The 13,126-nt window shown below is 36.6% G+C and carries 14 protein-coding genes; 10 read left to right on the forward strand and 4 right to left on the reverse strand.

Translation table 11 applies throughout. The annotated features are described in order from the left end of the window. Positions 1-297 precede the first annotated feature (297 nt). Together H6F62_RS06350 and hemE are read left to right on the forward strand one after the other, a co-directional pair. Positions 298-435 (forward strand): hypothetical protein, encoded by a 138-nt coding sequence (locus tag H6F62_RS06350; protein ID WP_190371604.1) that lies wholly within the window; start codon positions 298-300, stop codon positions 433-435. Between the two features lie 99 nt (positions 436-534). Continuing rightward, the gene (gene hemE, locus H6F62_RS06355; protein ID WP_190371605.1) at positions 535-1,587 is read left to right on the forward strand and encodes a uroporphyrinogen decarboxylase; all 1,053 of its coding nucleotides are present in this window, start codon (positions 535-537) and stop codon (positions 1,585-1,587) included. A gap of 258 nt (positions 1,588-1,845) precedes the next feature. Here the strand turns inward: hemE and H6F62_RS06360 are convergent, their stop codons facing one another. Together H6F62_RS06360 and H6F62_RS06365 are read right to left on the reverse strand one after the other, a co-directional pair. Then, the gene (locus H6F62_RS06360; protein WP_190371606.1) at positions 1,846-1,983 is read right to left on the reverse strand and encodes a hypothetical protein; all 138 of its coding nucleotides are present in this window, start codon (positions 1,981-1,983) and stop codon (positions 1,846-1,848) included. A 254-nt stretch (positions 1,984-2,237) separates the two neighbouring features. Then, the gene (locus tag H6F62_RS06365; RefSeq protein ID WP_190371607.1) at positions 2,238-3,644 is read right to left on the reverse strand and encodes a serine/threonine-protein kinase; all 1,407 of its coding nucleotides are present in this window, start codon (positions 3,642-3,644) and stop codon (positions 2,238-2,240) included. Between the two features lie 231 nt (positions 3,645-3,875). Between H6F62_RS06365 and H6F62_RS06370 the strand changes: the two genes are divergently transcribed. Both H6F62_RS06370 and H6F62_RS06375 read left to right on the forward strand, forming a co-directional pair. Continuing rightward, complete coding sequence (locus H6F62_RS06370; RefSeq protein WP_190371608.1) at positions 3,876-4,832, forward strand: NAD(P)-dependent oxidoreductase; 957 nt, start codon at positions 3,876-3,878, stop codon at positions 4,830-4,832. A 186-nt stretch (positions 4,833-5,018) separates the two neighbouring features. Continuing rightward, on the forward strand, positions 5,019-5,702 hold the full coding sequence (locus H6F62_RS06375) for a conjugal transfer protein TrbI (protein ID WP_137908208.1): 684 nt from the start codon (positions 5,019-5,021) through the stop codon (positions 5,700-5,702). 273 nt (positions 5,703-5,975) lie between these two features. On the opposite strand, the gene H6F62_RS06380 is transcribed toward H6F62_RS06375, so the two are convergent. Together H6F62_RS06380 and H6F62_RS06385 are read right to left on the reverse strand one after the other, a co-directional pair. After that, the gene (locus H6F62_RS06380) at positions 5,976-6,416 is read right to left on the reverse strand and encodes a hypothetical protein (RefSeq protein WP_190371609.1); all 441 of its coding nucleotides are present in this window, start codon (positions 6,414-6,416) and stop codon (positions 5,976-5,978) included. Positions 6,417-6,482: 66 nt separating this feature from the next. After that, a complete protein-coding gene (locus tag H6F62_RS06385; protein ID WP_190371610.1) occupies positions 6,483-7,175 on the reverse strand; it encodes a hypothetical protein in 693 nt (230 codons plus the stop codon). Positions 7,176-7,443: 268 nt separating this feature from the next. Between H6F62_RS06385 and acs the strand changes: the two genes are divergently transcribed. The 6 genes from acs to H6F62_RS06415 all read left to right on the forward strand — a co-directional run bounded on the left by acs (position 7,444) and on the right by H6F62_RS06415 (position 12,988). Beyond that, the gene (acs, locus tag H6F62_RS06390; RefSeq protein ID WP_190371611.1) at positions 7,444-9,414 is read left to right on the forward strand and encodes an acetate--CoA ligase; all 1,971 of its coding nucleotides are present in this window, start codon (positions 7,444-7,446) and stop codon (positions 9,412-9,414) included. Positions 9,415-9,634: 220 nt separating this feature from the next. Beyond that, positions 9,635-9,799, forward strand: coding sequence for a DUF2281 domain-containing protein (locus tag H6F62_RS20870; RefSeq protein ID WP_236097133.1), 165 nt, complete (start codon positions 9,635-9,637; stop codon positions 9,797-9,799). A 113-nt stretch (positions 9,800-9,912) separates the two neighbouring features. Continuing rightward, positions 9,913-10,152: a hypothetical protein gene (locus H6F62_RS06400; protein WP_199290891.1), complete on the forward strand. Its 240-nt coding sequence runs from the start codon at positions 9,913-9,915 to the stop codon at positions 10,150-10,152. A gap of 117 nt (positions 10,153-10,269) precedes the next feature. Beyond that, the gene (locus H6F62_RS06405) at positions 10,270-11,445 is read left to right on the forward strand and encodes a nucleotide kinase domain-containing protein (RefSeq protein ID WP_137908212.1); all 1,176 of its coding nucleotides are present in this window, start codon (positions 10,270-10,272) and stop codon (positions 11,443-11,445) included. A 43-nt stretch (positions 11,446-11,488) separates the two neighbouring features. Next, entirely contained in the window at positions 11,489-12,064 is a 576-nt protein-coding gene (locus H6F62_RS06410; RefSeq protein ID WP_137908213.1) for a DUF1643 domain-containing protein, read from the forward strand. A gap of 27 nt (positions 12,065-12,091) precedes the next feature. Next, positions 12,092-12,988 carry a nucleoside triphosphate pyrophosphohydrolase family protein gene (locus H6F62_RS06415; RefSeq protein ID WP_190371612.1) on the forward strand — a complete coding sequence of 299 codons (897 nt, stop codon included), beginning with the start codon at positions 12,092-12,094 and terminating at the stop codon, positions 12,986-12,988. Positions 12,989-13,126 lie beyond the last annotated feature (138 nt).

Genomic DNA, 13,126 nt, shown 5'->3' on the forward strand with positions numbered 1-13,126 from the left:
CTGAACAAGGTAAAAATAATTGCTTATAGTGGATTTAATTTGCTCAAGAGTACAAATACAGCAATATTCTTAATCTGGCAAAAAATAAGGGAGGGCATCTCCCCGGAATTAAACCCTCAAGCGAATCAAGGGTAATCTGAGAATGATAAGCTATATGGTGACCGAAAAAAATCGGATACAAGCCCCGTCCTTCTAAGACCGCTTTATAGTAAACTAAGTATAGTCGCCACAGGGCATTGGGAGACTATAAACGGACACTCCAGACTGGATCAGACTACTTTTCGGTAGCACCGGTCAGTGAAATGTCAAGGAATCCTCGCTCATGAAAGGACGAGGGGTTCATTACAAATTGTTAGAAAAGTATTCCCTAATGCTTATACAACAGAAGGGATAGCGAGTGCAGCCGTTGCACCATTAAAGGTTTTACCTTTATAAAGACAAGAACTATTACGCATTTCTACATTAGTAGATTTTAGTAGGTTTTGGCAAACGGTTATGTCAAATATAAAAGTGCAAATAAAGGCAAGTTGTTAAATGGGTTTTTCCTCAACGGCTCCTCTCCTCCTCCGCGCCGCTCGTGGTGAACAAGTAGACCGTCCCCCCGTATGGATGATGCGACAAGCGGGACGCTATATGCAAGCATATCGGAATTTACGGGACAAATATCCTTCTTTCCGCGATCGCTCGGAAATTCCTGAGGTAGCGATCGAAGTTTCCCTCCAACCCTGGAGAGCTTTTCAACCCGACGGAGTAATTTTATTTTCCGATATTGTCACCCCCCTACCAGGAATGGGGATTGACATGGATATTGCGGAAGGGAAGGGACCAATTATTTATTCGCCCATACGCACTAAACAACAAGTTGATCAACTGCATTCCTTAGATCCAGAAACAGCACTGCCGTTCATTAAAACGATTTTGCAAGCATTACGGCAGGAAGTAGGTAATCAATCAACGGTATTAGGCTTTGTCGGCGCACCCTGGACTTTAGCAGCTTATGCGGTGGAAGGTAAAGGTTCTAAAACCTATTCCATTATCAAAAACATGGCCTTCTCAGATCCCACTGTTTTACATCAGCTATTAACTAAATTAGCTGAGTCTATTGCAGATTACGTGCGCTATCAAATTGATTGTGGTGCTCAAGTAGTACAAATGTTTGACTCTTGGGCTGGACAATTAAGCCCTCAAGATTATGATACCTTTGCTCTACCTTATCAAAAAATGGTATTTGAGAAGGTGAAACAAACTCATCCTGACACACCATTAATTTTGTTGGTGACAGGTAGCGCCGGACTTTTGGAAAGAATGGCAACCTCCGGTGCTGATATTATTACTGTAGACTGGACAGTAGATATGGCGGATGCACGAGCCAGATTAGGTAAGCACGTGAAAGTACAGGGTAATCTTGATCCCGGTGTGTTATTTGGTTCTAAGGAATTTATCCGCGATCGCGTTTTGGACACTGTTCGCAAAGCCGGTAACTGGGGACATATCCTTAATCTCGGACATGGTGTATTACCAGAAACTCCAGAGGAAAACGTCGCTTTCTTCTTTGAAACCGCAAAAAACCTCAACGCTTTGGTTTAGTTTCTGTTTGATTTTTTGGGTGGGTTTTTCCCACCTGATTTTTGGGGAACGCAGATAAACACAGATAAACACAGATGAGGAAATATCCTTTAATCATCAAAATATACTTAATCTTTTAAAATCCAATTTGCTAGATTTTGTCTAATTCTTCTTAATCTTCCTTCAGAAATTGCCACAATTTTACCCAAAAGTATCTGTTAAATCGGATTCTGTGTATTCAGGAAGATGATCATTTTCTAAGTCTCTCATAGCTTGTTCTCAGAAAAATTTGTTCCATTCTTCATTTTCTTTATTGATCAAAATTGGGATTAAGGTTTTTTGAATTGTCCATTTTTCTTCTTCTATCAGTTCTAAAATAGTTTCTTTGATCAGGGCTTTTAGTTGTTGGGTTTCCATTGTTCACTTTTGGTTGATTATTCTTTGATTTTACCTTGTTTTCAAATTGTGGATCTGTGACTAGGATATTGAGATCCCCGACTTCTTTTCTTAATCTTTATCATTTATTCAGTTTAATAAACATAGAAGTCGTGAATCTTAGACGATGTTATTTTTAGTAAGTTAACGGTAATATCCTGTACATCCTTTAATCCTGGTTATCCTGATTCAGAATTAGTTTTTTTTCTATAATCTTCAGATTTTACAGTTTACTATTATGAACGCAAGATCAGAACTATTATAACCGCTTTCCAGTAATCATCTTGAGAATACAAACTAATAACTACTTTCCACCACCATATCGAACCTACGGGAAAAAAGGGAAGATGCGCTTTTGGTGCTTTTATGTCAAAGGTAATTTCATTATCAGAGAGTAAATTTTCTCCTTTTCTCCATCCTACCTGATCTATAAATTTATTCCAGATTTGGTGGTTGTAAGTTGTTGTTCCCCCCACACTTTCATAAATCTGCTTTTGTACAGAAAAACCAAAGCGTCGATTACTATTCTTTACCCATAAATTGTCTATAATGCTAATGTCTTCACTGGGAATATCAAGAACATTGTCTATGGTTAAATAACCTGGTATTCCCCGGTTAGCAAGTGTCAATATTATCCGTCTTGTTTCGTCATCTGCTTTTTTCCATTTACCATCTGCTAACAATTTCTCTAGTTTTTGATACTGACTGGGTACTTTGATAACAGATATTTCAGGTTTGTCAAAAGGTGGTTGAGAATTAGGTTTTTGATCTACAAAATATAACTCCTGCATCACTTTTTTTACAGATTGATAACGATATTTCGCAATAGGACTTGCTAATTTTTCCAAAATCTTTCCTAATTCATCACTTACCACATTTCCATTCAAATAATCTCTCCATACCCATTCTCCTTCCATTGGACTATATAAATCAAACGGACTCATTCCTGTTAATAAATGCAAACAAGTTACCCCTAAACTATATAAATCACTAATAAATAATGGTTTACCTATTGACTGTTCAGGAGCGCAATATTCAGCAGATCCAATAATTGTCCCTGTAGCTGTGCGTTGCTGTGACTTGACTATTTTCGCCGCACCAAAATCTACTAAAAATAACTGATTGTCACTACTGCGAATAATATTTTCTGGTTTAATATCTCGGTGAATTACCTGTTGACTATGAACAAACTCCAATATCTGTAACAGTTCTCTTAATAATCCTCTAATTTGCTGTTCAGAAAAAACGCCATTTTTATCTAACTCAGTTTGTAGAGTTTCACCTTTCACAAATTCCTGTACTAAATATTGACGATTATCGGATGTAAAATAAGCCATTAACTCAGGTATTTGAGGATGCTTACCTAACTCCTCTAAACGTTGTGCTTCCTGTGAAAATAACTGGGATGCTTTTTCAATACTATCTGTTCCCTGTGCTTGGGGTAAAAATTGTTTAATTACACAATAAGGTTTTGATGGTTTATCCTCATCAATAGCTAAAAATGTTCTACCAAAACCACCCTGACCTAAAATTGATTTAGGTATATACCTTTCACGCAAAAGTAACTTATTACCGCACTTTTGACAATATTGAAAATTATCAGGGTTAGGAAAAAGACAGTCAGGATTAAGACATTGACGCATAGACTCACCACCAAGGCTTTATTGTAATTTTACCCTAATTAATCAAGATTTACGCAAAATCTCTCAAAAACTCATTTCTCTGCGTCTGGAGGGGTTCATTTAAAAAAATATATAACTTAACTAACACCCATATCACCGATTTCTTAAAGAAATCGGGGATCTATCTCCTCAAATCATGCTACAATTACGCACTGAACTCAAGCATACCCAAAAACCCCAACATCCAAATTCATGCCCAAAAAACGTATTTTAGTTACAGGTGCAAGTGGCTGTATCGGTCACTATATCAGCGAAGCCTTAATTCAAAACACCAATCACGAATTGTATCTCCTAGTTAGAAACCCCAATAAACTACAAGTAGATACTACAGTTCGTCCAGGTATCACCATTCTTCAGGGTGATATGCGAGAAATTGGTAAATTCTCTAATTTACTCAAAACCATTGATATCGCTGTATTAACAGCCACTTCCTGGGGTGGTGAGGGCATTTTTGATATTAATGTCTTCAAAACTCTAGAATTAATGAACCTGCTAAATCCAGAAAAATGTCAACAAGTAATTTATTTCTCCACAGCCAGTGTTTTAAATCACGAAAACAAACCACTCAAAGAAGCCGGAGAAATTGGTACAGATTATATCCGTTCTAAATATGACTGTTTACACCAAATTGAAAAGTTAGCAATTTTTCCCAAAATTACCACAGTTTTTCCTACCTTAGTTTTAGGTGGTGATGATAAAAAACCCTATTCTCATCTCACCTCTGGTATTCCCGAAGTTACTAACTATATTAATATCATTCGTTTCTTACAAGCAGATGCTAGTTTTCACTTCATTCATGGCCGAGATATTGCCACAATTATCCAATATTTAATCGATTATCCACTACAACCCGGAGATCCACGCCGATTTGTTTTGGGGCAATCTTCCCTAACTGTTAATCAAGCTATAGAAGAAGTTTGTGCTTATTTCAATAAAAAGATTTATTTCCGCATTCCTTTGTCTTTGGGTTTAGCTAATTTAATTATTGTCTTATTTCGCATTCAAATGGCAGCTTGGGATAGATTCTGTATGAATTATCGTCATTTTAACTATGCTAATGCTATTAATCCTAGCAGTTTCAATTTACCAAATTACTGTGCAACAATGACTGATGTTTTGAAAATTAGCAAGGTCAAAAATGGCATTTAGATCATAGCCATTTTTAATCAGGGTATAGGTAATGGGTAATAGGTAATTTTATGTATAAGTTTAAATTAAGTAAGTCGGCGTAAAGAAATCAAACTATGTAAAGGTCAGTAAACAGGGATGCGGCTAAGAAACTATCTTAGTTAATCCGCGTCACCATACATATCATATATTATTGGCAGTCCTATCATGAGTAATTCTATCCGTTGGCAATCTAGCACAGCCGCACTCATGGCCATAGCCATTACAACAGGTGCAGCTACCCCATTTTTATCTTTTAGTCCTGTTTTTGCTCAAGGATTTAATCTCAATCAATCACGGACAATTAGTATTCCCTCCAATGTAACTTTACCTGTCACCTACGAAAAGGAGAAAGTTATTGTCAAACCCGGTGAAACATTAGCCTTAACTTTGAAAATAGCTGACAATATTACTGATAGTAACAGAAATATTTTAATTCCTGCTAATACTCAAGTTATCGGTGAATTACAACCAGTAAGATTAAATACTCGATCTTCTATCAATAACCAGCAAGGTGTGCGTTTTGTAGCTAGAGAATTGGTATTTCCTTCTGGACAAAGATTACAGATTTTTGCTAACTCTAAAACCATCACCCAAACAGAAACAATTACCAAAGGATCAAGCACTGGACAAATATTAACTGATGCGGCTATTGGTGCGGGTGCTGCTAGTCTGATTTCTTTGGTAACAGGTAACAAGAAAATTGAAGTTTTAGAACCTGTGGGTGGCGCAGCAGCGGGGGCTTTAGCTAGTGTATTATTGCGAAAACAAAAAGCTGAGGTTTTTGTGCTTAAACCTGAACAGGATTTAGATATTACTCTGACTTCAAATTTGGTGATCACTGGTCAATAGACTGAATTTGATGATATAAATAATAAAGCGATTTTTTCCTGAATTATGGTAAGCGATCGCTTTATTTTTATGTTAATCTCTCTCTTTTAGAGACTAATGATATATTGATTGTGGTGATATATTGATTGTGGGGTGGGCTTCTAGCCCGCCCCAGCCAACAATACTATCTGATCTTTATTTCAGCTTCATAACTTACCCTAGCTCGTAGTTATCACTTGATTCCTAAAAATCAGGGCTTTAGCCCTGACTAGGAACTGAATATTATAATTTTGATTATAATTTTGTGTGACACTTTGATGACACTTTATTGACAAAATTATCAGCTAGATATAATAATTCCAGATCATCAATATCAAAATCACCTGCTAATACATCTTTCACAGCGGATATTTGATCATTATCTCTAGAAATTCTCAAACATTCTTCTAAATCTACTGCTAAATCAAACAATGATATATCTCCTAAATACTTTCTAATTTTTATAGCTACATCATCATCACTAACCAAAAATTCTTTAATAGCATCAAATAACGGACTAGATATTTGATCATCTCCCCAAGTTTCTAACCAATCACTTTCTACATCTTCTACATAAATATGAACAAAATTTAATCCATAATTTAACCAATCTTGCTGCATATTCCGGGCTACTGCTAACGCTTCAGTCAGATTTTCGAGTTGAGCGTTGCTATTAGTTTGTTGTTGATTAACCATAAATGGCATTTTCAGCAGATTAATGATGTTGGCTAGGACACAGATTTCGATTTTAATATTTAGGAATCAGGAAAAATTCATATACTTTCCTTCGGCCAGATGATCACTGTTATACAGTGCAACATTGACTAATTGTTGAATGAAATCATTTTCTTGCGGATTATAACTCAAGAATAATCCTCTTTCTATTTCCCACAATTGCAGTGCATTTTGCCACTTTTGATATTTTTGAGCATGAAATTCTTCACTAACACTTGTGACTTGAATACAGAGTGGTTTATTTTGATGATTACTGACAATGAGGTCTGTGGCCATAGAAAGGTCAGCTATATAACGCCGCCAAAAATTCCCTTCACGATGGACAATATCTTGAGCTATATATTTAATGATATCACTATCAGCTTGATTAAATTCCCCCGCCATCATTTTTTTCTTCCAAATATAAAATTTGGTGTCTGTGGCGTTTATCCATTTAGGAAATAGATAACCGTACCAATATCTTTCATTGGCGGTCATTTGCTCAAACTGTAGTTTTTGCTCTTCTGCGGAGGGTAGAGATCTAATTGCTAACCAAACTCTAGAGTCTGTAATCACTTCTAATAAAAAAGCCACGACAATTGGTTTGGACATCAGAGAACCAAGCTTGATATGTTTAATCCAACGGTTGATCTCTATTAATTTTGTCATGAGACTTGGATCTATTTCAGAGGCTTGTTCAATCAGTAGGTTTAATTTATCCTTAATTTCTTTGGCTTGCAAACTGTATCCTATGGTAAAACACTAACTTAGTTACTAAAGGCTTATATCGAACTTGATCGGTAAATAAGATTGTTAAAAACATCATCATTATTTTATTTTACTACAGCACTGATAAATTCAGCGTTGTTTAATTTTCCTACCAAAGTAGGATGAGATGGGCATATCAGTAAATAATCTTTACATTCAGTGCAGCTTTATGAAAATCTCAACATTATTTAGTACAACTTAGTTAAGAATAGTTTTAGCCACAATATCGTTTTTATCCATCATGTCTCAACCAACTATAGAATCCATTTTACAGGAAAAGCGGCTATTTCCGCCTGACAGTGATTTTTCGCAAAATGCCCATATCAAAAGTTTAGCAGACTATCAGCGTCTTTACGACCAAGCGAAAGCCGATCCTCAGCAATTTTGGGCAGAATTGGCAGAAAATGAGTTACACTGGTTTCAAAAATGGGACACTGTACTAGATTGGCAACCGCCTTTTGTCAAGTGGTTTGTCAACGGTAAGATTAATATTTCTTATAACTGTCTTGACAGACATCTCACTACCTGGCGGAAAAATAAGGCTGCGTTGATTTGGGAAGGAGAACCGGGAGATTCTCGCACCCTGACATACTCCCAATTACATCGAGAAGTTTGTCAATTCGCTAATGTACTAAAACAATTAGGCGCGAAAAAAGGTGATCGCATTGGTATTTATATGCCTATGATTCCCGAAGCCGCCATAGCTATGTTAGCCTGTGCCAGAATTGGCGCACCCCATAGCGTTGTTTTCGGTGGTTTTAGTGCTGAAGCTTTACGCGATCGCTTAAATGATGCGGAAGCAAAGATAGTAATCACAGCGGATGGTGGTTGGCGCAAGGATGCAATTGTCCCCCTCAAAGAACAGGTAGACAAGGCTTTAGAAAACAATGCAGTCCCCAGTATTACAGATGTGCTAGTTGTCAAACGCACAAATCAAACAATACAAATGGCAGCAGGTCGTGACCATTGGTGGCACGATTTACAAAAAGGCGTTTCTGCGGATTGTCCCGCAGAACCAATGGATAGTGAAGATATGCTATTTGTTCTCTACACTTCCGGTAGTACAGGAAAACCGAAAGGGGTAGTTCACACCACAGGAGGTTATAACTTATACAGTCATATTACTACCAAATGGATTTTTGATCTTCAGGACACAGATGTATATTGGTGTACTGCCGATGTCGGTTGGATTACAGGACATAGCTATATAGTTTATGGACCCCTCTCCAACGGTGCAACCACTGTCATGTATGAAGGTGCGCCCCGTGCTTCTAATCCCGGTTGCTTCTGGGATGTGATTGAAAAATACGGCGTGACCATTTTTTATACTGCACCAACAGCCATTCGTGCCTTTATTAAAATGGGTGAACATCATCCTAATAAACGTAATCTTTCTTCCCTGAGATTACTGGGAACTGTCGGTGAACCCATTAACCCCGAAGCTTGGATATGGTATCAAAAAATTATCGGTGGTGAACGTTGCCCAATAGTTGATACCTGGTGGCAAACGGAAACCGGTGGGATTATGATTACACCCTTACCTGGAGCAATTCCTACAAAACCCGGTTCAGCCACCCTACCTTTTCCCGGTATTATTGCGGATGTAGTGGATTTAGAAGGTAATTCCGTTCCTGATAATGAAGGTGGTTATTTAGCCATTCGTCATCCTTGGCCGGGAATGATGCGGACTGTGTACGGTGATCCTGAGCGTTTCCGGCGGACTTATTGGGAACATATTCCGCCCACAGATGGTAAATATACGTACTTTGCTGGCGATGGTGCGAGGAAGGATGAAGATGGCTATTTCTGGGTCATGGGGCGCGTAGATGATGTCCTGAACGTCTCTGGACACCGCTTAGGAACAATGGAAGTAGAATCAGCCCTAGTGTCTCATCCGGCGGTGGCTGAGGCTGCTGTAGTGGGTAAACCGGATGAATTGAAAGGTGAGGAAGTTGTAGCTTTTGTCACTTTAGAGGGGACGTATCAAGCCAGTGAGGAGTTAAGTAAGGAACTGAAAAAGCACGTTGTCAGTGAGATTGGGGCGATCGCTCGTCCCGGTGAAATTCGCTTTACTGATGCTTTGCCAAAAACGCGATCTGGTAAAATCATGCGGCGGTTATTGCGGAATTTAGCAGCAGGTCAAGAGGTGTCGGGAGATACTTCGACTTTGGAGGATCGCAGTGTGTTGGATAAGTTGCGGGAAGGTGCTTAGTTTGAAATAGTCTCACGCAAAGGCACAAAGACCCAAAGCAATCTGGGGTGGGCAATTTTGCCTACCCTAATTGTCTGAATCAGGATATCCAGGATTTAAGGATTTACAGGATTGAATAAATATCAATATACAGGGCTTGATAACCTATTAAATAGGTGTAAGCTAGAGTAAAATAACAGAGATGATATAAGTCAAGTCAAGAAATAAATGAGGTGAAATCATGACAACAAAAGAAGAACTAATCAAAGAAATTACTCAATCACCGGATTTTGTAATTGAAGAAGTCTTAAATTTCTTACTCTTCATTAAAAACAGGTTTAAGCAAAGAACTTCCGAAAGTCAAACTGGAGATGTTAGCAATAACTTATCATCTCCATCTTTTTGAAATTTCATTGATGATATTACTAGCCAAATTCCTCAAACAGAATGGGAAAAGCTACCACCTGATATGTCAAAAAATTTAGATTACTATTTATATGGTTCACCCAAGAGTGAAGAATGAAAAAAGTATTTGCTGATACAGGTTATTGGATTGCTCTACTAAATCCTCATGATGAATTGCATCTTAAAGCTAGAAATGTGACTGCATCTTTATTGCCTAATATACGTATAGTCACAAGTGAAATGGTATTTACTGAATTGTTAAATGCTTTTTCTAAACAAGGACTTCTTTTAAAAAGAGCAGCAATTAGTTTAATTAATCAATCTTTTAGTAATCCTAATATGGTATTGGGTTAAGCGAAAGCGCAACCCGATCAAAAGTTTGATAATATTAATTTTGGGTTTAACTTCACTGTATTATTCCATAATTGATGAAGGATTGATATTGATGACGAGAAGCAAGGAAAATAGTTTATGCAAGTAAGACAAGAAATTTTTGATACCTATTGGCGATTTGCTGCTATGCGTCAAGAAGTTTTTTTCAACAAACTTAAAAATGTACGACCACCTTGGACAAGCGATCCTATTCTTAATACTTATAAATTTTGTAATGCTTATCGAGTCAGTGATCGGGTTTCTCAATATCTGATCAAGAATGTAATTTATGATGAGAATAAGAGTCAAAATGAAGAAGAAGTGTTATTTAGGATACTGCTGTTTAAAATTTTCAATAAAATAGAAACTTGGGAATATTTAGAAAGCAAAATAGGGGATTATATTACACTGTCTAATTTTGATTTAGAGGGATATTCAAACATATTACAAGAAGCTATGAATATTGGATATGTGATTTATACCAGTGCTTATATGTCTTGTGCCAGTAAGGAGTTTGGTTATGATAAAAAGCACCAGAATCATTTAGCATTAATTGATAAAATGGTTGTCAAGGACAGGGTAATTAATCGCATAGTGAAAGCTAAAAGTTTAGAAGAGATTTTTCATATTCTTGAATCATATCCATTGTTAGGTAAGTTTATGGCTTACCAATTAGCAACAGATATTAATTATAGTGAAGTTATCAACTTTGATGAGAATAGTTTTACTATAGCAGGACCAGGTGCAGAACGGGGTATTGATAAATGTTTTATTGATACTAAAGGAAAAAGTTATGCTGATATCATTTATTGGATGACAGAAAATCAAGAAAATCAATTTCAACGTTTGGGTTTAAATTTTAAATCTCTCTGGGGTCGTCCACTCAAAGCTATAGACTGTCAAAATCTTTTTTGTGAAACTGATAAATACTGTCGAGCCGCTTTTCCTGATTTAAAAAGTAATCGCAAAAAGATCAAAGCCAAATTCACAGCAACTCCTCAACCAATTGATTATTTTTATCCACCTAAATGGTGTATTAATGATCAAGTTCAAGAAACTTTAGCACAGAGATTACCACCATTAGAAATTCCTAATTTGCAGGATAATGGTCAGCAATTATCTTTAGAGTTAGATTCTTTAGTAAAAACTACATCTGAAATTCCGAATTGTATATCAAAACAACATAACAAAAATGGGCAAAAAACTCCGATAAAAAAATCAAGCATTTTTCAAAATCCAGATACAGAAAAATCTCAACAGTTGTGTCTGTTTTGATATCTTATACTATTTATAAATCAACAGTAATTCAGGGTAAAACATGAATAAGAAAAGAAAACCAGGATATGCTAAGTTCGACTATAAAGATCCAAAAAAGAGAAAATATCGCTATTTACTACGGCGTATATGGGATGAAAATTTGCCGCAAGTTACCTTTGTAATGCTTAACCCAAGTACGGCTGGTGCAGGGGAAGAGGAAAATGATCCCACTATCAAGAAATGTATTGACTTGGCTAGGTCATGGAATTATGGTTCTCTTGAAGTAGTTAATTTATTCGCTTATATTGCAACAGAACCCAAAGAACTCAATGAAGCACTTAAAAAAGGAGATGACATTGTGGGACACAACAATAACCTTTATATTCTATCAGCCACAAAACGTGCTGAGTCAATTATTGTGGCGTGGGGAGCGGGGCTTGATAATTCCAGTGCAAAGAAATATCGTGTGGAAGAAGTGCTAAATCTCATTTCTTGTAAAACACTTTATTATCTTGTTGATAGTAAAGGTAATGGTGATGATTTAACAAAAAATGGACATCCACGCCACCCGCTACAACGTGATCGATCTCTTGACGAAAGAAAGATTTTTATTAAAAACGGGGCTTCCAAAAAATAAATTATCAAATATTTAAGGAATTGCATTATGAATTTTGCTGAATATCAAACAGAAGCACTGAATACCGATCAGATTCCTGCTGTTGAAGGTAGTGAATTAATCATACCCTTACTAGGTTTAGTTGGTGAGGTTGGTTCATTGATGACAGAATATAAAAAACATTTACGCGATGGAGATGCACACAAATTATTTAAAGAAGGAATTGCGGAAGAATTGGGAGATATGCTTTGGTATATTTCCAATATAGCCAGTAAGTTTAACCTCAATTTACAAGAAATTGCAGAAGATAATTTAAGAAAGTGCAATGACCGTTGGGGATGGAGAGATTCAACAGAAACAGATAATAAAAATACAAGTTACATCTTTGATAATGAATTTCCAGAACATGAAAGTTTACCACGACAATTTGAAGTAGAAATTACGGAAGTCAGCCAAGATAATTCAGTCAAAATGAAGGCATTTATTAACAAAGAACAGATAGGAAATGACCTTACTGATAATTCTTATAAAAGTGATGGCTACCGCTTTCATGACATTTTTCATTTTGCCTATGCAGCAGTTTTAGGGTGGTCTGTAGTTACTCGCAGTATCCTAAAACGTAAGCGCAAAAGTAATCCTCTTATTGACGAAGTTGAAGATGGAGGTCGTGCAGTAGCTATTGAAGAAGGTATATCAGCACTTGTATTTAGCTATGCTAAAGATCATGGTTTATTAGAAGGTGTTTCAACTTTAGATTATCAACTATTGAAGACTATTAAAAATATGACATCTCATTTAGAAGTTTCTCAATGTTCGCTAGGAGATTGGGAGAAGGCCATTTTAATGGGCTATGATGTCTGGCGACAGGTGGAAAAAAATCACGGAGGAACAGTAGTTGTTGACCTTGATGTAGGTTTGATAACCTATCAAATAGGTGTAAGTTAAAGTAAACTAACAAGTTGAGTTAGGATTTTGCATCTGTTACTATCTATTAATTTTAAATCCTTCTCACCACCCTCAAAAACCCACCCCACACCTCAGACAGATGAACAGGTATAGACTCAGCATCTAAAATGTCAAAAT

It is taken from the genome of Anabaena sp. FACHB-1391 (assembly GCF_014696755.1).
GTDB classification, from domain to species: domain Bacteria; phylum Cyanobacteriota; class Cyanobacteriia; order Cyanobacteriales; family Nostocaceae; genus Dolichospermum; species Dolichospermum planctonicum.

Bases quoted from the DNA above. Each gene is read 5' to 3' on its own strand.
- H6F62_RS06380 (WP_190371609.1), bottom strand. From the start codon at position 6,416: ATGGTTAATCAACAACAAACTAATAGCAACGCTCAACTCGAAAATCTG.
- H6F62_RS20870 (WP_236097133.1), top strand. From the start codon at position 9,635: ATGACAACAAAAGAAGAACTAATCAAAGAAATTACTCAATCACCGGAT.
- H6F62_RS06415 (WP_190371612.1), top strand. From the start codon at position 12,092: ATGAATTTTGCTGAATATCAAACAGAAGCACTGAATACCGATCAGATT.
- H6F62_RS06375 (WP_137908208.1), top strand. From the start codon at position 5,019: ATGAGTAATTCTATCCGTTGGCAATCTAGCACAGCCGCACTCATGGCC.
- H6F62_RS06360 (WP_190371606.1), bottom strand. From the start codon at position 1,983: ATGGAAACCCAACAACTAAAAGCCCTGATCAAAGAAACTATTTTAGAA.
- acs (WP_190371611.1), top strand. From the start codon at position 7,444: ATGTCTCAACCAACTATAGAATCCATTTTACAGGAAAAGCGGCTATTT.
- H6F62_RS06365 (WP_190371607.1), bottom strand. From the start codon at position 3,644: ATGCGTCAATGTCTTAATCCTGACTGTCTTTTTCCTAACCCTGATAAT.
- H6F62_RS06400 (WP_199290891.1), top strand. From the start codon at position 9,913: ATGAAAAAAGTATTTGCTGATACAGGTTATTGGATTGCTCTACTAAAT.
- H6F62_RS06410 (WP_137908213.1), top strand. From the start codon at position 11,489: ATGAATAAGAAAAGAAAACCAGGATATGCTAAGTTCGACTATAAAGAT.
- H6F62_RS06370 (WP_190371608.1), top strand. From the start codon at position 3,876: ATGCCCAAAAAACGTATTTTAGTTACAGGTGCAAGTGGCTGTATCGGT.
- H6F62_RS06405 (WP_137908212.1), top strand. From the start codon at position 10,270: ATGCAAGTAAGACAAGAAATTTTTGATACCTATTGGCGATTTGCTGCT.
- hemE (WP_190371605.1), top strand. From the start codon at position 535: ATGGGTTTTTCCTCAACGGCTCCTCTCCTCCTCCGCGCCGCTCGTGGT.